Origin of the sequence: Algibacter miyuki (assembly GCF_030409805.1) — a bacterium.
GTDB lineage: Bacteria > Bacteroidota > Bacteroidia > Flavobacteriales > Flavobacteriaceae > Algibacter > Algibacter miyuki.
In genome coordinates this window covers 76,090-94,059 of the sequence record NZ_JAUFQP010000007.1, presented here as the reverse complement: position 1 = coordinate 94,059, position 17,970 = coordinate 76,090, and the positions used below count along the sequence as shown (strand labels likewise).

The window sequence follows — 17,970 nt, the reverse complement described above, 5'->3', positions numbered from 1 at the left end:
TTTATTATAAAAACTTCCTTAAATCGGTTGTGTAGTAGTTTTGGTAAAACTCAATTGTTAGGGTGCTGTAATCTTCGGAAAATCTAAAAACAACTAGGTTTCTTTTTCTTTGAGTGTCTCCCTTGTAAACGTTTTTTTTAGAGGTTTTAAATAAACCTGTAATGTATTTAGTCCACTTGTTTCCCTCTCGTATCTTTAACCAAAAAACAGGCATAGATTGAGCGCAATTTTGATTAACACTAATATTGATGAGGTTGGAAAATACAGGGTTTGCGCTACATTTTTGAAGTTCGTAATGTTTCACGCTTTTATATTTGCCCTCGTTTATTTCCTTGTAAACGTGAGTGACTGGTTGAGGTGTTTGCGTTGCCATCGTATTACTATTTAAGTTCAACGAAAGCATTTTCAATATCGGTACGTAAATAATATACACGTCCCCCGATTTGCTTTGCCTTTAATATTCCTTTTTTAGTCCAGTTGTGAACACTCGAGAGGTTTATTTTAAGCATTTCGGCAACCTCAACACGTGTTAAATACTGTTTAGGCTCTTTGGGTTGAAAGTGTTTTTTGAGGTCTTCTAATTGAGTTTTTACACCCTTAATAATGGCCGTTTGAAGTTGTTCAGGGGTTACTTGAATAAATTGTACTTGTGGCATTTTGCTAAATATTTTAGATTAATATTCGGCTAAATTGCAACGCTTTAGAAGTGTTTAAATACTACTAACTTTTAACTAACTAAAGATTTTATTTTGCTTTATTGTCAATGTAATTATTAAATGACCCTTTTAAGGTGTCTAAAAATATAGTTTTGCTTCCTGTTCTATAAGTAAACTTTGTGATTGCCTGATCTATGTGTTTTAATTCAGTACCAAAAACCTCTTGAACTCTTTTGAATATATCTTCCTGTTTACCCTTTAAATTTCCGTTTTCAATTAGAGCCTTTGTTAATTCTATGAGTTCGGTTTTATTTCCGTGCCATTGTATTGATCCTGTTTTTTGCTCATTGATATTTAACTTTTCATTTAAAAACGTCAAAATAGATTCAAAGGCAAAATTAACCTGTTTCCGCTTAACTTCATTAATTTCCTTTTGAGGTGTTTTAATCATGTCCAGTACTTCAGTCATGATATTGCATCCTAAAAATTCTGTTTTAATAAAAAAGTTTCCGTCTTTTAGTTCAATATATTCCGTATTCTCAAAACATGCTTTGTAAAAAGATATATTTTCTTTTACAAACCTTTGTAAACTAGCATCTTCGTAAACTGTTTTAAAGTTTTCAAAATCTGAATTAAAACTATTTTTAAATTCGTTTGCTGAAAAGTATAATTTTAGGTAATCCATTTGAACAGTGTTTTTTGCGTTGCCTTGATAAATATACAAAACCCTCTTAACACGTTTAAAAGGGTTTGTTTTATTGTTGTTTATGAGGCTTGTTTTTCTTCAATAATGGCCTGTCTTAAGCGGCTTAATTGTTCCTTTACTTCTAATTTTTCTTCATATCCTCTTTGCACCCCTTTAAGTTCGTTCTCTACTTTGTTAATTATGAGAAAATCACAATCCCCAGTGTCTAAGGCGCACTCTTTGAAATATTCAAACCTATCCGTTAAAATCATATACGAATCCTTAGTACATTCATTTGGTAAATCTGACATCCATTCCAGGCACTTCAATCCATGCTCAAAACTATTAATAGCCTGAAGCAATAACAACTGATTCCCTTTTTGCAAGTTTGCTGCGTTTTCTTCTTTTTTTAATTCAATTGCGGTTTGTTCTTTCATAATATATAAAGTTTAATTGTTTACTGCGTTTTTAATAACAGTTAGGTTTGTTTTTTTGTGTTGCTTTTGTGCTTGTAATGTATAGAAATCCGCTATTTGTTGGGCGTAATCCAAACTATCCTTACCAATGTAGTTTAATAACATTTTTTCTGAACTATGAGCCGTTATACTCATTATTAATGGCGTTGGTAATACACTGTATAAGTTAGAAGCAAAAGAACGACGGCAAACGTGAGAAGCCATTAACTCATATTTAGGATATAAGCCGCTTATTTTTCTTTTAAATCCTTTTGAAATATACTTTCCTTTACTGTCTTTAGGTATTACGTTGTTATTTTTGTCTACCATCAAAATTTTAGTTCCTGTTATCATTTCATCAATTCCAGCAATACGGCAAACCTCTTTTATATGGTTGTTAAATTTTTGAATTGATATTTTATATGGCAAACCATCTTTTAAAATCTCTTTTGTTTTCTCTAATACTGGTATAGTTACGTTTTTACCTGTTTTTTGCTGTTTTAGTTCTATTACTTCTAAACCGTTTCTATTAATAAAATTACTTTGGTTTAATTGCAAAAGGTCGCCACCTCTTTGTCCTATGTTACATCCTAATAAAAGCCATTTTTGAGCGTTTTTAAGGGCGTCATTTAAAAGTACCGCGCTTTCTATCGCTTGCAATTCTTTAGGGTTTAAAAACAGTATGTTTTCATTTTTGGTTTTAGTACTATCAATTTTCTTTAATTGTACACTGGTTTCAATTCCATAAAAGGAAGCATCATTACAAACCGTTTTTAAATCTGCTATTTTTTTAAGTGCGTAACTTTTTTGGTAGTTCTTTGTATTGAGTAGGTATTTTAAAAAATCCTTTGCAAATTTTACGTTTACATCTTTTACCTTGAAAGAGTTTTGTTTTTGATATTCAGTAAGAATATTTTTTAATGAAGTATAGGCGTTAATACGGCTTTTTGATAATCCTATTCCGCCTTTTGCATTTTTTCGTGTTGGTGCTTCATTAATAATGCTTTGTATGGCATCCGTTAATAAATCGCTTTGCGTGGTTTCTGTAATGCGATTAAAGAATAAATCAATATTATATTTTAACCAACTTGCGTTTATTTCTTCTCCTGTACTATTCGCATTATTAACCTGATCTAAAACATAGGTTTCTAATTTCTGTAAAGTAGATTTTAAATTTTTATTTGTTGGGGTGTTTGTTTTAGGGTAATTGGTAGAACTCCAATTTTTTGGACTGATATACAAACCAGTTTTAGCGCGTGGACTTAAACCCCGTTTTACAGATAATCTTAAATAAACCGGTACCGTTTCACTATTACCTAATACTTGAAATTTAATTGTTGCCATTATTTTGAGTATTTGAACAATACAAATATACAATCTTTTACAATTCTTGCCAACCGTTTGCCAACCGTTTTTAAACCTATTTCAATTTTATGCGATTTTATTAAATACGTATAACCTTTTGTAAAATATGCAGTTGATGGATTTTTAAAAGGTTTGCCACATGTTTACTAAGGTTTGAATAGTATTCAAAATAGTGGGTTTCAAGTCCCGTCTTCAGTACAAAAGCCTTATCTTTTATTAGATAAGGCTTTTTTTATGTTCAAAATCTAAATATTTCTTCAAAAACACATAAGGTTTTAGGATGATCTTTACTATCGGATTTTCCAAACTTATAGATCTTCAGTGAATTACGCTAAAGGGTTATGTAAAGTGATAAATGACACTAAAAAGATGTATAGATGTCATGCTAAGTAACTATCCAAAACTTAACACCATTGTATAAAGATAGCCTAACAAGAATTAAAAAATTTATTGCAGATTACCTGAGAGAGCTTGTTTTTTAACAAGGCTATTTTATGTTGCTATGGATGAACGTCAATTATAACCTATTAGTATATAGTATTTTATTTTATCTGAAAGTAATTTTAACATATCTCGACAAACCCATAACTAACACATTAACTATCAAATGAAATTAACTAAAACTTTAGGGTATCTAGGCCTTATTGCTTCTATTCTTGTAGGCTTAGGGGAATATTTTTTACATTATTCACCCTCAATTTTAGAACATTCCGAAAATTATCAGTTTTTCAAATTCGTATCATTAAATAATCTTACCGCAGGTCATTTCTTGGCCGTTATTGGATTACCTTTTTACTTTGCCGGATATATACATATATATCGAATGCTTAAATCGGGCAACGAAGCGTTAGCTAGGCTGGTTTTAGCCATAGGATTTATAGCTTTTGCAGTTGGTGGAGTTTGGATTGGCTCTCGTGCTTCTATAGGTAATATTGTTCATTTAAAAGAAACAATCGATCCTTTGGCCTACCAAAACTTATTATCACATTACACAAACCACATGGAGGTGTTAGTGCAAGCTCTACGTATTATTATAGCCACATTATCTGTTGTTTTTGCTATTGCCATTTTAAAAGGAGGGACATACTACAAAAAATGGATGGCAATTTTCAATCCTATTGTAATACTCATTTTATTAGTGGTTTTAGGGAAATTAATACCCGCTTTAGGCAAGCACATGCTACCTATATTAATGAACGTGACTCATTTTATTCTTTTCGGATTATCATTATACCAATTTAACAAATACATTAAAAATCAAAAAAATGCTTAAAAAAATTCTAAAATTCACAGGAATAGTAATCCTTTTACTAGTTGTACTCATTCTTGGTTTTTTCTGGCGCGATTCCGTTTCAGATAAATACGATATCACAATAGAAGATAGTAAAATTCCTTTATTTTCAGAAATAGCTATTGATTTTAAACATCAATATAATGGTGTTAAATCATTGCCAATAGCACCTTCAGCTTTAATAGATATTGATAACGATAATATAGACGAAGTCTTTTTTGGAGGTGGCATGTTTCAAGAAGATGCCATTTTTGCTTATCGTGATAATCAGTTTGTCGATATTTCTTCCGAAGTTAATTTACAGCAAAAAGGGAGTACGTTAACCACGGTTGGTGTTGTTTCTGCCGATTTTGATAACAACGGATTTACCGATATTTTACTTGGTAGAGAAGATGGTTTAACAATCTATTATAATACCGGCGGAAAGTTTAGCGCTAAAAAGATTGACACACCAATAAATGAAAAATCAACACCTGCCGGATTAACGGTTGGTGATATTGATAAAGATGGTGATTTAGATATTTTTATGGCAACCTACCTTAAAAAAGAGCTGATGGAAGGGCAAACCATTTTTGAAGATTACACTTACGGTTCTACAAGTGAATTACTTTTAAACACAGGAAACGAAAATTTTGTAAGTATCACTAAAGAAGCTGGCTTAGACTATGTTCACAACACGTTTCAAGGTGTTTTAGTTGATATTGATAACGATTCTTGGTTAGATTTAGTTGTGGTGCATGATACGGGTGAAGCAAGAACTTATAAAAACAACGGCGACCTAACATACACGATGAAACCGAACCCGCTAACCAAAAAATTCGCCTACCCAATGGGATTAGCAGTTGGTGATTATAATAATGATGGGTTGGTAGATTTTATGTTTTCTAATACAGGAAGTACGCTTCCTAGAGCGATTGCGAAAGGCGATATAAAAGAGGCATCTTTATTTAATGAAAAATGGATTCTTTTTAAAAATGAAGGAAACTTTAAATTTACAGATACAGCGGAAGAGACTAAAATTGCAGACTATGAGTTTTCTTGGGGTTGCACCTTTGCAGATATGAATAATGATGGTTTACAAGATTTAATGGTAGCTGAAAATTATGTAGATTTTGCACCTAATAAACTGTTTAAACTGCCTAGTAGATTTTTAGTTCAGAAGGAAGATGGCACGTTTGCACCAACTGAAGAAAAAAGTGGTGTTGTTAATCCGTATTACGCTATAACATCATTAGTAAGTGATTTTAATCAAGATGGTTATTTAGATATGATTTGGGTAAACATCGACTCGCCATCCTTAGCCTATATCAACAAAGGAGGAACTAACAATTATCTACAAGTAGACTTAGGAGAATCTGTAAATGCACAAGGAGCAAAGGTAACAGTAACTACGCCAACAAAAACGTTAACCGATTGGTTAGTAAGCGGGGAAGGTTTAGCTAGTGATCAAACGGCATTGCTTCAATTTGGATTAGGTAAAGAATCTACTGTTTTGAATATTAAAGTGCTTTTGGCAGACAACAAAGAAATTAGTGTTGATAACCCGAAGGTTAACTCGGTTATCGATTTAAAACCACAGGTTAAAGCACCTATTGTAGAAGAAACAGATATAGAAATAGTAGAATTAAAAAACTAAGAGATGAATTTTATAAAACAATTATTAGGCAAGGGCAAGGAAAAAGAAATTAACGATTTATCTAAAGGCTATTGTCCTAATTGTTGGGGGCATCAAGAGTACGATAACCTCATAAGAGAAAAGTATGAGGATATGCAAATAAGTGTTAATAACCATAGTGCTAATTATGCATTTGTGCAGAAATTTGTAGTAACACACCTCGATGGGATTAAGCTTAAAAGCACAGTTAAAGGTACAGAATGCCCTACTTGCGTAGTTGTAACTAGCCAATAATGCTAAAAAGAATTACATATTATGCTATTCTTGGTGTGCTTATAATAGGTGTATATGGAGCTGGCGGATTAGTTATTGAAGAATTAAAAACAGGTGAAGGCTGCCCAAAAATAATGGGCATCCCCATGTGTTTGGTTATTCTAATCTGTTTTCTTATTCCGCTGATAGCACATATTCTAAAAAAATGGAACGTGCTATACTTTCTGTTTGCAGGCTTAGCATGTAGTATTGCTTTAGTTGCTTCAATCATGCAGCTTTTAGGTTATGCCGAATGCCCGAAAACAGCTTTTGGTACACCCATGTGCTATTATTCATTATTGCTTTTTAGTAGTTTAATGCTTTTTAAAATATTAAATTTTAAATTATGAAAAGACCGGTGGTTATTGTTCGAACAAACAATTTAGAAAGCAAGCAGCCAGAACGCGTACTCGTAAATGGATGGGATTATCGTGTAGATTCTGGAGTTTCAAAAGATAATAATAAAGTACTTCGTATATTTTAACTAAAATTAAAGGAGACCATTGGTTGGTAGGATTATTTAATCGTGATGCATATTTAGAAACCTAGTTAGATATGTATTGCGATGAAACAGAATCATACAAGGGGCGCACAAAATAACTTGCTCAAAACGGTTTAAAAATAAATTCTCATGGAAAACTGGTATTTACCAATTACAATTGTGCCTGGTTTAGGATTGCTTATTCTTTCAACTTCAAACTTAATGGTCACTTTGAGTAATGAAATAAACGTACTGATTGAAAGTTCTAAAAAGAAAACCATTATTGCAAGAAAATTAAAACAATTGAAGTTGCTTAATATGGCTATGGTTTTTTTCTATGTTGCTGTAGCACTTTTATTAATATCTGCTGTTATAAATGGTTTATATGAAGTTGGGAAAACTTCGTTGTATACCAGTGTTTTAGCTATTTTCTTCGCCCTCATCGGACTTTTTTCTTTAGTAACATTTTCCTTTAGGGCAGTAACAATTCGGCAAAATCAATTTCAGAACACAATAGATTAAATCTAATATCTTATTATTAATTCAATAGGAAGTTTTATCTTTCTATTGTTATTTTCGTAATGAAATATTTTAATACCATCTAAATAAAATGTTCGAATCCTTCAGTATTATATTTACAATAGCGACACTTTTTAATTACACTAATTATAAATGGTTAAAATTGCCAACCACTATCGGGTTAATGGTTTTGAGTTTAATATTAATTGTTCCTATAAAGCTAAGTGAAATTGTTTTTCCTGAACTTTATAAATTCTTTTATAACATTATTGTTAATGCAGATTTTAAAACACTGTTACTTAATGGTATTTTAAGTTTTTTGTTATTTGCTGGCGCGTTACATGTTAACCTCGCGGCACTTGCTAAAGAAAAAAAATCTATTTTTCTATTTGCAACTTTTGGAGTGCTTATATCTACATTTTTAGTTGGAGGCTTAACCTTTTTCGGAGCTCAACTTATTGGTGTGAAATTACCATTTTTGGATGCACTGCTATTTGGGGCTTTAATATCTCCAACCGATCCAATCGCTGTTATGGCTATTTTGAAAAAAGCGAATATTGCCGAAAGTTTAGGGATTAAAATAGAAGGCGAATCGTTGTTTAATGATGGTATTGGTGTGGTTGTGTTTTCAGGAATACTGTTAATAGCTCAAGCGACTGGTGAGTATAGTAATACAGAGATTGGAGCCGAAATAGGAATGCTGTTTTTAGAAGAAGCAGTTGGTGGAGTACTTTACGGATTGTTCATTGGTTTTTTAGGTTTAAAATGTATTCAGTCTTTAAAGGAAAATCCCCAATTAGCGGTCATGATTACACTTGCTACTGTTATGGGGGGTACCGCGGGTGCATTTATATTACATACATCGGCACCATTGGCGATGGTTGTGGCAGGACTATATATAGGGAATAAAATTCATGTTAATGAAGATAAAAACCAAATACAAAAGGCGATTAGTTCCTTTTGGGAGATTTTAGACGATGTATTTAATGGTATTCTCTTTGTGCTTATAGGGCTTGCTATTCATTTATTAAATTTTAATACAAATTATATTTTATTAGGTGTTCTTGGTGTTTTAATTGTGCTTTTAGCACGATTCGTTTCTGTGCTTTTACCATATTCATTATTAAAACACGAAGAAAAGAAACCCATTAAAACCGTTGTTGTTTTAACTTGGGGCGGATTACGAGGTGGTATTTCTATTGCGTTAGCATTAAGTTTAAGTAAAGAACTTTCAGGAGATTTAATACTTCATGTAACTTATATTATTGTGTTGTTCTCAATTATAGTACAAGGTTTAAGTATTGGGAAAGTTGTAAAAAAAATATATTCTTAAAATTCCATTTTAATAGATATCGATTAAGACATTATAAAAGAATCAAAAAAAATCCCGCAAACTTAAGTTTGCGGGATTTTTATATATGATAAGTTTGTTATTACTTTACAAAAGGTACAGCAATACGAGTAGTTCCCCAACCTAAATGCATGTTTATGGCTCCATCAGCTTCATCAAAAGCAATAGAAAAAGCATCTAAATCATCTCCAGAAGTTACCGGTACAGATAATCTAGCAACATCGTTCGCTTCTTTGTAGAAATAAGAACCCCAAACATTTAAATCTTTATTAATTATTGCAGTCCATTCGTTTTCATTAGGAATTAAATAGAAAGTATATGTTCCAGCTTTAACAGTGGTATCACCAAATTTCATATCTGAGAACAATGTTAATTCAGCAGCTTCATTAGCGCCTACTCTCCAAACTTTACCGTTTGGTGCTAAAGTTGCTAAATCACGTCCGTTTAATTGTGGTCGGCTATAAATAATTTTAATGTCTTTATTTGCGTCTTTGTAATCCGAAGGGAAAGCAGCCGCATCCATTGGGCTTTTATCTAATTTTGAGAATTTTTGAGCGCTTACACTTGTTGATAATAACATTACGAATACGAAAGCAAGACTTGTGAATACAGTTGTTTTTTTCATGATAAAATTTTTAATTTTTTAAATATTTTTTTAGATATACTAAAATAGTTGTTATTTCAAGAAACAGTCGGTTTATAATCTAAAAGATTACAATCTTGTTTAATCTTTTTTTGAATAGACTTTGGAAGATTATTTAAACTTAGATAAAAAACTGTATTTTTATATACAAATTCACAAAAATGAAGCTTCTCCGCTTTGGTCGAGATTTTGAACCAGACCAAAAAGTTATTTTACGAGATTATTTAGCCATAGAGCGCACACGCTTGGCCAATGAACGCACATTGTTGTCTTACATACGTTCGTCGCTTTATTTGCTCTTAGGAAGCTTAGCATTGTATCAAATAAAAGAATTTCCAAACTTTAAATACCTTACTGTTGTTGGCCTTGCTTTTAGTGGCCTGTTTTTTATTATTGGTATTTATAGGTTTTCCATGCTTAAAAGAAGTTTGAAACGCTTGTATTATATGGCTGACGGAAAGTAGAGTAGACGTTATTGGTTGTTAGGTAATTGTGCTTGTTTGTATATTTTGTTTCTAACAAAAAAAAAGCCTCAGTAATAAACTGAAGCTTTTATATTTATTTTGAATGAAATTGAAAAGTCCTACTTACGCATCACTTTAACATTCATTTCTTCTACTTTTTTATCAGATAATAATGAAGGCGCACCAAAAAGTAAATCTTCACTAGTTCCTGTTTTTGGAAATGCCATAACCTCTCTAATGGATGCTTTTTTCTCTAAAATCATCATTAAACGGTCTACACCCCAGGCAATTCCGCCGTGTGGTGGTGCTCCGTAATGGAAGGCTTTATACATGGTTCCAACACTTTTCATCATCTCTTCCTTATTATAACCCATGTTTTTATAGGTTGCTTCTAGAATTTCTGGTTTGTGTGCACGCACCGATCCGCCACCAATTTCGTAACCATTCAGAATTAAATCATATTGCTGCGCAATAATGCTTCCAATTTCATCTTCGTTACCATTCATGTGTTTGTCGATATCGTAAATTGCAGGCATCGAGAATGGGTTGTGTGTAAAGGTCCAACGGCCTTCATCTGTTTTTTCAAACATCGGGAAATCTACAACCCAAGCAGGTCGTAATTCTTTCGGATTAATCAAACGCAGCATGCTTCCTAACTCTTGGCGCACTGCATCTAAAGCTTTATTTGCTGTTTCATAATCGGCAGCCGAGAAAAACACAATATCACCAACTTGAGCGTTGGTAGTTTTTATAATTCCAGCAGCAATATCTTCACCTAAAAATTTAATAATTGGCGATTGTAAATCGTTTTCATTTACAATAATATAGGCTAAACCACCTAAACCATGTTGTTGCGCGATGCCGGTAAGTTTTTCAATCTGTCCTTTAGATAAGCGTTTTTTTCCTTGTTCTTCGGCAGAAACTTTTATGCATTTTACAATACCACCTTCATCAATAGGTTTACTAAATACTTGGAAGCTGGTTTCTTTTACAATTTCGGTAATGTCTTGCAGCTTTAAACCGAAACGTAAATCTGGACGGTCGCAACCGTAAAAATCCATAGCTTCCTTATATGTAATTACTTCAAACGGATGTAAAACCCATTTTTTGCCATATATTTTCTTCACAATCGCGTTAAACATTTTCGTGTTTAAATCGATAATTTGTTGCATACTTGCGTAAGCCATTTCTATATCGAGTTGTGTAAATTCTGGTTGGCGATCGCCACGAGAATCTTCATCTCTAAAACAACGTGCAATTTGGAAATATTTCTCATAACCACTAACCATCAACATTTGTTTAAACTGTTGTGGGGCTTGAGGTAAAGTGTAAAATAAACCGGCTTGCTTACGGGTTGGTACAATAAATTCACGAGCGCCTTCATCGGTTCCTGCACTTAAAATTGGCGTTTCAATTTCTAGGAAATCATCATCGTCCAAAATATCACGCATCATTTTAATCACTTTATGGCGATTAACAATAACACGACGCACATCGTCATTTCTGTGATCTAAATATTTATACTGAAAACGAACGTTTTCATTCGTTTTTGTAGCGCGTTTAATTTCAAAAGGAAGCGTTTTAGACAGGTTTAAAATATCTAAATCTGTCGCTTCTAATTCTATAGTTCCTGTTTTTAAAGCCGCATTATAGTCGTCTTCTTTACGTTGAACAATAGTACCAGTCACGGTAATAACAGATTCTGGTTTTAGTTTTACAAGTTCGTCTAAATTCGCGAAAGATTCTCGGCTTAAACGGACTTGGAAAATTTGAGTACTTGAATCGCGTAAATCAATAAACATTAATTCACCATGATCTCGTACAGAAGACACCCATCCTGAAAACGTCACGGTTTCTGCAATGTTATCTTCAGATACATCCGAGATGACATGCGTTCTATATTCGTCTTTTATAATTAAAGGAATTTCCGGTAGAACTTCCTCTTCTTTTTGTTTTACAGTTTGAACTTTGTTCGTTTCTGGTTGTTGACTAGTGGCAACAGCTTCAATATTAGCTCCAGAAGTTTGAACTTGTTTTAAAATCCCTTCACGAATTACTTTTCCTGAAGCACCTTTACCAATTATAGCAATTACCTTTCCTACTAAAATACCAGCTTTTCCTTGGTTTCCAGATTTAATATCACTGGCAACAGCTTCATTTTCAGAAATAACCTTTGCAATGGCATTCTCTATTTTTTCTTCGGAAATAGTATTGGCTTCAAAATACGTTTTGTAATCGAATTTTGAATCTTCTAACAGCGATTTAATAGCGTTTTGTGCTAAAACAGGCGTTACTTTTTCATTTTTGAATAAGTTGAAAATTTCTATAAAATCTGAAATATTTTCAATACTTGTATAATCTTCAGCTTTAATATTATTGGTTAACGTTTTTGCAACGAATGATGGATCTTTCAATTCATTATTAATAGCAACAAAGGTTTCCGAACGTAATGAATCGGCTGTAAAAAACTTAGCATCTTGAGGTAAAACACCGCCTTTTATTAAAATAGATTCTACAGCAAAAGGGAGTGTGCTTAAATCAACATCAATAGATTCTACAACATCTTTAATGCTTACAAAAGGTAAATCGGGCTCCGAAATAAAACGGTAATCGGCCTCGAATTCCTTTTTACGCATGGTTTTTGTTTGCTTTAAATCGGCATCCCAAAGCACCGTAGTTTGGTCTGGTCTAAAAGCTTTATTCTCGATGTAATAATTAAGTTGCTTTTCTACTTCTTCCTTCAAAGCATCAATCATAAACTTAAACGAGTTTAAGTTTTTAATCTCAGTTCTCGGGTTTAGTTCGTAGCTCTGTTTTTTACGAAGCGATACAGAAACATCCGATTTAAACTCTCCTTTTTCAAGGTTAGCTTCAGATATTTTTAAGTTTTGAACAATACGCTGAATGTATTGCGCATAGGTTGAAGCATCTTCAATATGGCGAATACAAGGTTCTGTAACAATTTCAATAAGTGGAACACCTGCTTTATTGAAATCAACTAGAGATATTTTTTTCTCATGCATCAATTTTGCAGCATCTTCCTCGATATGAACTTGTGTTAAATTCACTGTAAATTGCGAACCATCGTTTCTAAAACAAGATACTTGTCCGTCAGGAATAACAGGGTTATGAAACTGTGTAATTTGTATGTTTTTCGGGTTGTCTGGATATTCGTAGTGTTTTCTATCCCAAGAAATCACTTCGTTTTCAAACGTAGATTTTACCGCTTTACCAAAGTAAATAGCCTTTGTAATAGCTTCTTTGTTAATGGATGGTAAAACACCCATTTGGCCAGTACAAACCGAACAAATGTTTTGGTTAGGTGTGTCTATTTCTTCGTTTGGACAAGAACAAAATAATTTTGATTTTGTGTTTAATCGTACGTGTGTTTCCAGACCGATTACTAACTCTAATTCGTGCTTTTTAAGTAGCTCGTTTAATTGCTCTAATTCCATTATATCGTATCTTTTAAGAAGTTAGCAAACTTCAAAACGAGTTCGTCATTATGTTTTGCTGCCGTAATTTGTAAACCAGTTGCTGTACCTTGTGGAACAGTTAAAGTGGGTAATTGCCCTAAGCTGAAACCAACGGTATAAGCATCGGATAAATACATGGCGTGCGGATCTTTTAAACTGTCGCCAATTTTTGGAGGCGTATTTGGTGTTACTGGTGAAAGGATGATATCTACATTTTTAAAATCGTTTTCGAAATTTGAAGAAATAGTGTCACGAAGTGCTAAGCCTTTCAAATAAATTTCATCGGAAAATCCTTGTGATAATACTTGATTTCCACCAACGATACGGCGTTTTGTTTCTTCAGAAAAATTCTCCGAACGTGTTACCGAATAGGTTTCTTTTAAAGTATCACCTTCAATTCTGTTACCGTAATTTGTACCGTCTAAACGAGATAGGTTAGAAGCAGTTTCGGCCATAGCCAAAGTATAATATGTAGATACTAAAGTTTCAGATTCAAAGAAATCTAACGCTTTAACTTCAATACCTTTTGCTTTTATTTTTTCGATAGCTTGTAAAAAATCGGCTTTTACTTTGGGGTCAATCGCTGGGCTATCAATAAAGTTTTTAAAGTATCCAACGGTTTTGATGCCTTCGGAATTTAAAATTTGCGCCTGAGATATTTCCGCGGAAGCGTAAGAGGTTTGATCTTTAATATCTTTACCACTCATTACGTTTAGTACAATACGAATATCTTCGATAGATTGTGCAATAGGTCCAACGCAGTCTGTAGACGATGCGTAAGCCATTAAACCATAACGAGAAATACGACCGTAACTTGGTTTTAAACCATAAACATTATTGTAACCAGCAGGTTGGCGAACCGAACCTCCTGTATCGCCACCAATAGAAAAAACGGTGTAATTTTTTGCAACGTTTACTGCAGAGCCACCACTAGAACCACCACCAACTAAGTCGGGATTTATAGCGTTTTTTACCGCGCCAAAAATGGTGTTTTCTGAAGATGAACCATGACCAAAACTATCGCAATTTTCTTTTACCAATGGAATAGCGCCTGCATCCAACAAATTCTGGATAGCCGTTGCTGTATATGCTGCTTTGTAGTTTTTTAACAGGTTAGAACTCGCTGTTGTTAGCGTACCCTGAACCATGTAAACATCTTTAATACCAAAAGGAATGCCTTCTAGCAAACCAATAGTTTCACCGTTGGCAATTTTAGCATCTACTTTGGCTGCTAAATCTAGCGCCATAGAATCCAACATGGCGTTAACCGTATTGTGCGTGTTTGGTTTTAATTGGGCTAATTTGTCTTGCACTAATGCTGTGCAAGTTATTTCTTTATCCACCAATTGCTGATGGATTTTGAGTATTTGAGAATCCATATTTATTCTTCTATCACTTTAGAGACTACTAAATATCCGTTTTTTTCCTTCGGAAAGTTTTCGATGATGATCTGTTTTTCAATTGCAGAACTTTCAATAACAACATCGTCTCTTAAATCGTTTATCAACACGCTATTATTACCATTATTATTAGAGGTTTTATTATTTGTTGGCTGTGCATTCTTTATCACATCAAATAATTTATTGACAGCCTCGGAGGGTTGTGCACCTTTAATACTCGACAAAATGTCGACGGTCATAATTTTACTCATGTCTTAAATTTTAGTTACTAAGTGAAACTTATAAGCTAGCAAAATTACGAAAGTTTTTATTGGCGTGGAAGCTTATGTAATGTAAAGTTGAATTGTGTGTTTATTGATAAAATACTCTATAATAAAGAGGTGATAGCTTCTAGATTTATGATAAACTTCAATCTAAAATCGCCTTTTATTAAAAATATGAAAGCCTTCTATATTTGAGTGAAATAAAAAACAATAGGATTAATCTTATTTTTCGGGTTTGAAAGCACGGATGGCTTCAGAAAAATTATGTGGTTATTAATCTCTTTTTACGTTTCAAAATTAGAAAAACAAGAATAGATAATACACCGAAAATAGAAAAACCAATAAAGAGCGGTAAAACCGATGTTTTTACAAAACTACCAATATAATGAGCAATAGGCACAGCTAAAACTGTTGAGAAAAAACCGTTTATTGCGGCGCCAATACCTGCAATATGCCCAAGGGGTTGCATGGCTAATGCTCTTAAGTTTCCGAATAAAAAACCAACCGCAAAAAATTGTAAAGCTAAAAAGGAAATAAGCGTGTAAATGCTCGGGTTTTGCCCAGATGAGAATAAAATAACATATAAAACAGAAATAAAAGCATAGGCTAGTGTTGAGTAATATGCAATTTTCATCATGCCAAAACGCTCTACTAATTGACTGTTTAAAAACGTCGCAAAACCAATGGAAATAGCAAGGCTAGCAAATATATACGGAAACATTTCAGCTAAATTATATTGTTCCTGAAAAATTTGTTGAGAGGTACTTAAGTATACCATGAACGAGCCCGTAATAAAACCAGAAACTAAAGTAAATGCTACAGATTCTTTATGTTTAAGAAATTCTTTGGTTCCACTAATAAATAGGTGTGGGGAGAGTTTTATGCGTTTTTCTTTTGGTAAGGTTTCGGGTTGTCTGAGCCAAAACCAAATCATGATAATTAAACCAAAAATGAGGTTGAAATAAAATATAGCTTGCCAATTAAAAAGGTTGATTAAAAATTGTCCAAACATGGGGGCTATAATGGGTACTAAAATAAAAAACATGACCACAAAGGATAGAATTTTAGCCATATAATCGCCGCTAAATTCATCACGAATCATGGAAGTACTTAAACTTCTAGGGGAAGACAAACCAATACCTTGCAGAATACGGCCAAAAAGCATCATTTCGTAATTTTTGGTTGTTACGCAAATAATACTGGCAATAATAAAAATTAGGAAACCAACATAAACAATAGGTTTACGTCCGAAACTATCAGAAATAGGCCCAAAAATAAGTTGACCAAAACCAATACCTAAAAAAATCATGGTAATTAAAAGTTGGTTCTGGCTTGAGCTTGTTGCGCCTAGCGAAGCTCCAATTTCTGGTAAAGCTGGTAAAAGTGCATCAATCGTTAAAGCAACAATAGACATTAAAGATGCCATTAAAGCCACGAATTCAAACTTTACCTTTTTTTGTTTTTCCATCGCGCAAAGGTAAAATATTATAAATCTACAGGTATTCAATTAACATTTATTAACGTTATAATATTATCACTAAATTTGATAGCAAGAAACATGTGTAAATGAAACTAAAACCGCTTTTTGATTATATAAAAACCCGTATCACTTTAACACCTGGAGAGAGGGCGTTTTTAGAGTCCAAGGTTAGCTACCGTAAATATTTAAAAGGACAATATATTATTCAGCAAGGAGATGTTTGTAAGCACGTTTGTTTTGTAATTTCGGGCTGTACCAAAACATTTTATTTAGACAAAGAAGGGCAGGAGCATGTGCTTATGTTTGCTATTAAAGATTGGTGGACTTCGGATATGGGAAGTTATATCACGCAAACTCCAGCCGATTTCAGTGTGCAATGTTTAGAGGATACGGAGGTTGCTGTTTTTTCTTATGATACTTCGGAAATGTTATACGCCGAAATACCAAGTTTAGAACGATTTTTTAGGCAAATTGTAGAGCGTGCTTTTGCAGCGTCTCAAAAGCGAATTATTCGAAACCTTAGTCTTTCCGCCAAGGAGCGTTATCTTTTCTTTAAAAATGAATACCCTAAAATAGAAAAACGCATTCCGCAGTATTTAGTCGCATCTTATCTCGGGATGACTAAGGAGTTTCTCAGTAAAATTAAAAGCCAATTGGTATTCGAAAAATAGCTAATGAAATTCACAATGCCGAATTAAATAAAAAATCATGTTAAACTAGATTAACCTAATTAGGTAAGCTACATTATTTTTTAACAGGAAAAACAGCGGCATCTTTGTATCTTTAATTTTAAACAAAACATTAATTATATTATTATGAAAAACACCATTAAAAATTTAGCGTTAGTTGCTATTGTCGCAGTATTTACTTTTGCTTTTACAACGATTGACAAGGAAAAGAAAGAAGTTAAAACAGAAAGTAGCAAAGTAGTTTGGAAAGGTTATAAAGTAACTGGTTCTCACGAAGGTACTATTGCTATTCAATCGGGCTCGTTAAGTTTTGAAGGAGACAAGCTAGTAGGAGGTAACTTTGTTATCGATATGACCACGATTATTTCTACCGATATGGAAGGTGAATATAAAGGGAAACTTGAAGGGCATTTAAAATCTGACGATTTCTTTGGAGTAGATAAACACAATACTGCTACTTTAGAATTCACAGAAGTGAAAGCTTCTGGTAAAAACGCGTATCAGGTTTCTGGAAATTTAACCATTAAAGGAAAAACAAATCCAGAGACGTTTACAATGTCTATCTACGGAAATAAAGCAACTGCGAACCTTAAAATAGATAGAACAAAATATGGTGTTCAGTATGGTTCAACAAGTTTTTTCGAAGGTTTGAAAGATAAAGCAATTTATGATGAGTTTGATTTAGTAGCCGATTTAGAGTTCTAATATCAACTTAAATAAGTTATACAGAAAGGTGTTCAGCAATGAGTGCCTTTTTTTTGTTTTTAAGGTTTCTGTTTTGGGTGTTGAAAAGCCTATCTTTGAAATCTATAAAAAAGAACTTCA

General features: G+C 33.1%; 19 protein-coding genes and 2 pseudogenes. 10 read left to right on the top strand and 11 right to left on the bottom strand.

The window, feature by feature from the left end; all coding sequences use genetic code 11:
- Window positions 1-4 precede the first annotated feature (4 nt).
- The 5 genes from QWY92_RS03450 to QWY92_RS03430 form a co-directional block, all read right to left on the bottom strand.
- On the bottom strand, window positions 5-373 hold the full coding sequence (locus QWY92_RS03450) for a hypothetical protein (protein ID WP_290268524.1): 369 nt from the start codon (window positions 371-373) through the stop codon (window positions 5-7).
- Between the two features lie 7 nt (window positions 374-380).
- Window positions 381-656 carry a helix-turn-helix domain-containing protein gene (locus QWY92_RS03445; protein ID WP_290268523.1) on the bottom strand — a complete coding sequence of 92 codons (276 nt, stop codon included), beginning with the start codon at window positions 654-656 and terminating at the stop codon, window positions 381-383.
- An 88-nt stretch (window positions 657-744) separates the two neighbouring features.
- Window positions 745-1,341 carry an RteC domain-containing protein gene (locus QWY92_RS03440; protein WP_290268522.1) on the bottom strand — a complete coding sequence of 199 codons (597 nt, stop codon included), beginning with the start codon at window positions 1,339-1,341 and terminating at the stop codon, window positions 745-747.
- An 80-nt stretch (window positions 1,342-1,421) separates the two neighbouring features.
- Complete coding sequence (locus QWY92_RS03435; RefSeq protein ID WP_290268521.1) at window positions 1,422-1,778, bottom strand: hypothetical protein; 357 nt, start codon at window positions 1,776-1,778, stop codon at window positions 1,422-1,424.
- Between the two features lie 12 nt (window positions 1,779-1,790).
- A complete protein-coding gene (locus tag QWY92_RS03430) occupies window positions 1,791-3,140 on the bottom strand; it encodes a tyrosine-type recombinase/integrase (protein ID WP_290268520.1) in 1,350 nt (449 codons plus the stop codon).
- A 628-nt stretch (window positions 3,141-3,768) separates the two neighbouring features.
- Here QWY92_RS03430 and QWY92_RS03425 point away from each other — a divergent pair.
- The 7 genes from QWY92_RS03425 (at window position 3,769) to QWY92_RS03395 (ending at window position 8,712) form a co-directional block, all read left to right on the top strand.
- Complete coding sequence (locus QWY92_RS03425; RefSeq protein WP_290268519.1) at window positions 3,769-4,434, top strand: DUF6796 family protein; 666 nt, start codon at window positions 3,769-3,771, stop codon at window positions 4,432-4,434.
- A complete protein-coding gene (locus tag QWY92_RS03420) occupies window positions 4,427-6,088 on the top strand; it encodes a CRTAC1 family protein (protein WP_290268518.1) in 1,662 nt (553 codons plus the stop codon). The genes QWY92_RS03425 and QWY92_RS03420 overlap by 8 nt, the downstream gene beginning before the upstream one ends.
- 3 nt (window positions 6,089-6,091) lie before the next feature.
- Window positions 6,092-6,361: a hypothetical protein gene (locus tag QWY92_RS03415; RefSeq protein ID WP_290268517.1), complete on the top strand. Its 270-nt coding sequence runs from the start codon at window positions 6,092-6,094 to the stop codon at window positions 6,359-6,361.
- Window positions 6,361-6,729: a hypothetical protein gene (locus tag QWY92_RS03410; RefSeq protein ID WP_290268516.1), complete on the top strand. Its 369-nt coding sequence runs from the start codon at window positions 6,361-6,363 to the stop codon at window positions 6,727-6,729. The genes QWY92_RS03415 and QWY92_RS03410 overlap by 1 nt, the downstream gene beginning before the upstream one ends.
- Window positions 6,726-6,863 (top strand): hypothetical protein, encoded by a 138-nt coding sequence (locus QWY92_RS03405; RefSeq protein WP_290268515.1) that lies wholly within the window; start codon window positions 6,726-6,728, stop codon window positions 6,861-6,863. The genes QWY92_RS03410 and QWY92_RS03405 overlap by 4 nt, the downstream gene beginning before the upstream one ends.
- A gap of 147 nt (window positions 6,864-7,010) precedes the next feature.
- The gene (locus tag QWY92_RS03400; protein ID WP_290268514.1) at window positions 7,011-7,382 is read left to right on the top strand and encodes a hypothetical protein; all 372 of its coding nucleotides are present in this window, start codon (window positions 7,011-7,013) and stop codon (window positions 7,380-7,382) included.
- Window positions 7,383-7,470: 88 nt separating this feature from the next.
- Window positions 7,471-8,712 carry a cation:proton antiporter gene (locus QWY92_RS03395; protein WP_290268513.1) on the top strand — a complete coding sequence of 414 codons (1,242 nt, stop codon included), beginning with the start codon at window positions 7,471-7,473 and terminating at the stop codon, window positions 8,710-8,712.
- A gap of 100 nt (window positions 8,713-8,812) precedes the next feature.
- Here QWY92_RS03395 and QWY92_RS03390 read toward each other — a convergent pair whose 3' ends face one another.
- A complete protein-coding gene (locus QWY92_RS03390) occupies window positions 8,813-9,355 on the bottom strand; it encodes a DUF2911 domain-containing protein (RefSeq protein WP_290268512.1) in 543 nt (180 codons plus the stop codon).
- Between the two features lie 179 nt (window positions 9,356-9,534).
- Here QWY92_RS03390 and QWY92_RS03385 point away from each other — a divergent pair, with 179 nt between their 5' ends.
- Window positions 9,535-9,837: a DUF202 domain-containing protein gene (locus QWY92_RS03385; protein ID WP_290268511.1), complete on the top strand. Its 303-nt coding sequence runs from the start codon at window positions 9,535-9,537 to the stop codon at window positions 9,835-9,837.
- 119 nt (window positions 9,838-9,956) lie between these two features.
- On the opposite strand, the pseudogene aspS reads toward QWY92_RS03385, so the two are convergent.
- The 5 genes and pseudogenes from aspS to QWY92_RS03365 all read right to left on the bottom strand — a co-directional run.
- Window positions 9,957-11,786 (bottom strand): annotated as a pseudogene (gene aspS / locus QWY92_RS20590) (aspartate--tRNA ligase); the annotation flags it as partial.
- Window positions 11,787-11,921: 135 nt separating this feature from the next.
- Window positions 11,922-13,292, bottom strand: a pseudogene (gene gatB, locus QWY92_RS20585) (Asp-tRNA(Asn)/Glu-tRNA(Gln) amidotransferase subunit GatB); the annotation flags it as partial.
- The gene (locus tag QWY92_RS03375; protein WP_290268509.1) at window positions 13,292-14,692 is read right to left on the bottom strand and encodes an amidase family protein; all 1,401 of its coding nucleotides are present in this window, start codon (window positions 14,690-14,692) and stop codon (window positions 13,292-13,294) included. The pseudogene gatB and the gene QWY92_RS03375, both read right to left, overlap by 1 nt.
- 2 nt (window positions 14,693-14,694) lie before the next feature.
- Complete coding sequence (locus QWY92_RS03370) at window positions 14,695-14,964, bottom strand: Asp-tRNA(Asn)/Glu-tRNA(Gln) amidotransferase subunit GatC (RefSeq protein WP_290268507.1); 270 nt, start codon at window positions 14,962-14,964, stop codon at window positions 14,695-14,697.
- A 274-nt stretch (window positions 14,965-15,238) separates the two neighbouring features.
- Entirely contained in the window at window positions 15,239-16,444 is a 1,206-nt protein-coding gene (locus QWY92_RS03365; RefSeq protein ID WP_290268506.1) for a multidrug effflux MFS transporter, read from the bottom strand.
- A gap of 98 nt (window positions 16,445-16,542) precedes the next feature.
- On the opposite strand from QWY92_RS03365, the gene QWY92_RS03360 reads away from it, so the two are divergent.
- Together QWY92_RS03360 and QWY92_RS03355 are read left to right on the top strand one after the other, a co-directional pair.
- A complete protein-coding gene (locus tag QWY92_RS03360; RefSeq protein WP_290268505.1) occupies window positions 16,543-17,127 on the top strand; it encodes a Crp/Fnr family transcriptional regulator in 585 nt (194 codons plus the stop codon).
- Window positions 17,128-17,271: 144 nt separating this feature from the next.
- Window positions 17,272-17,850 carry a YceI family protein gene (locus tag QWY92_RS03355; RefSeq protein WP_290268504.1) on the top strand — a complete coding sequence of 193 codons (579 nt, stop codon included), beginning with the start codon at window positions 17,272-17,274 and terminating at the stop codon, window positions 17,848-17,850.
- Window positions 17,851-17,970: the final 120 nt, after the last annotated feature.

Bases quoted from the DNA above. Each gene is read 5' to 3' on its own strand.
- QWY92_RS03365 (WP_290268506.1), bottom strand. From the start codon at position 16,444: ATGGAAAAACAAAAAAAGGTAAAGTTTGAATTCGTGGCTTTAATGGCA.
- QWY92_RS03445 (WP_290268523.1), bottom strand. From the start codon at position 656: ATGCCACAAGTACAATTTATTCAAGTAACCCCTGAACAACTTCAAACG.
- QWY92_RS03360 (WP_290268505.1), top strand. From the start codon at position 16,543: ATGAAACTAAAACCGCTTTTTGATTATATAAAAACCCGTATCACTTTA.
- QWY92_RS03430 (WP_290268520.1), bottom strand. From the start codon at position 3,140: ATGGCAACAATTAAATTTCAAGTATTAGGTAATAGTGAAACGGTACCG.
- QWY92_RS03375 (WP_290268509.1), bottom strand. From the start codon at position 14,692: ATGGATTCTCAAATACTCAAAATCCATCAGCAATTGGTGGATAAAGAA.
- QWY92_RS03440 (WP_290268522.1), bottom strand. From the start codon at position 1,341: ATGGATTACCTAAAATTATACTTTTCAGCAAACGAATTTAAAAATAGT.
- QWY92_RS03395 (WP_290268513.1), top strand. From the start codon at position 7,471: ATGTTCGAATCCTTCAGTATTATATTTACAATAGCGACACTTTTTAAT.
- QWY92_RS03385 (WP_290268511.1), top strand. From the start codon at position 9,535: ATGAAGCTTCTCCGCTTTGGTCGAGATTTTGAACCAGACCAAAAAGTT.
- QWY92_RS03425 (WP_290268519.1), top strand. From the start codon at position 3,769: ATGAAATTAACTAAAACTTTAGGGTATCTAGGCCTTATTGCTTCTATT.
- QWY92_RS03370 (WP_290268507.1), bottom strand. From the start codon at position 14,964: ATGAGTAAAATTATGACCGTCGACATTTTGTCGAGTATTAAAGGTGCA.
- QWY92_RS03420 (WP_290268518.1), top strand. From the start codon at position 4,427: ATGCTTAAAAAAATTCTAAAATTCACAGGAATAGTAATCCTTTTACTA.
- QWY92_RS03435 (WP_290268521.1), bottom strand. From the start codon at position 1,778: ATGAAAGAACAAACCGCAATTGAATTAAAAAAAGAAGAAAACGCAGCA.
- QWY92_RS03355 (WP_290268504.1), top strand. From the start codon at position 17,272: ATGAAAAACACCATTAAAAATTTAGCGTTAGTTGCTATTGTCGCAGTA.
- QWY92_RS03410 (WP_290268516.1), top strand. From the start codon at position 6,361: ATGCTAAAAAGAATTACATATTATGCTATTCTTGGTGTGCTTATAATA.
- QWY92_RS03400 (WP_290268514.1), top strand. From the start codon at position 7,011: ATGGAAAACTGGTATTTACCAATTACAATTGTGCCTGGTTTAGGATTG.
- QWY92_RS03415 (WP_290268517.1), top strand. From the start codon at position 6,092: ATGAATTTTATAAAACAATTATTAGGCAAGGGCAAGGAAAAAGAAATT.
- QWY92_RS03450 (WP_290268524.1), bottom strand. From the start codon at position 373: ATGGCAACGCAAACACCTCAACCAGTCACTCACGTTTACAAGGAAATA.
- QWY92_RS03405 (WP_290268515.1), top strand. From the start codon at position 6,726: ATGAAAAGACCGGTGGTTATTGTTCGAACAAACAATTTAGAAAGCAAG.
- QWY92_RS03390 (WP_290268512.1), bottom strand. From the start codon at position 9,355: ATGAAAAAAACAACTGTATTCACAAGTCTTGCTTTCGTATTCGTAATG.